Raw genomic sequence first — 612 nt, forward strand, 5'->3', positions numbered from 1 at the left:
TATCTCCGATGTTCTCTTTTACCCATGCTAAGTCGTAATACGTATCTAAGTAACGCTCACCAGAGTCACATAGAAGTGTCACGATAGAGCCTGTTTCACCGCGTTGTTTCATTTCGCAGGCCAGTTGAAGTACACCGTAGAGGTTCGTCCCCGTAGATGCACCGACTTTACGTCCAATCAGCTGAGAAACCCAATGCGCGGTCGCGACACTTGCCGCATCAGGAATTTTTCGCATCTCATCAACCACACCGGCGATAAAGCTTGGCTCAACACGTGGTCGGCCGATGCCTTCAATTTTGCTGCCAGTATTGCCTTTTAATTCATTGTTGCCGGATTGGAAGGCATCGTAAAACACTGAGTTTTCAGGGTCTACCACACACAGTTTGGTGTCGTATTTTTGGTAACGAATAAAGCGGCCAATGGTTGCTGAAGTGCCACCAGTTCCTGGACTCATCACTACCCAACTCGGAATTGGGTGATCTTCTAACTGCATTTGGCTGAAGATCGAGTTCGCGATGTTGTTGTTGCCGCGCCAGTCAGTTGCACGTTCAGCATAAGTAAATTGATCCATGTAGTGACCATTTAACTCTTGAGCCAAACGTCGAGACTCGT

General features: G+C 47.7%; 1 protein-coding gene. It reads right to left on the reverse strand.

Annotated elements, in window-relative coordinates; translation table 11 throughout:
• Positions 1-612, reverse strand: a 612-nt coding sequence (locus tag R7Q11_RS27590; RefSeq protein ID WP_225467159.1) for a PLP-dependent cysteine synthase family protein, incomplete at both ends; no start/stop codon positions are given.

The sequence above is a fragment of the Vibrio sp. 970 genome, from assembly GCF_033339075.1.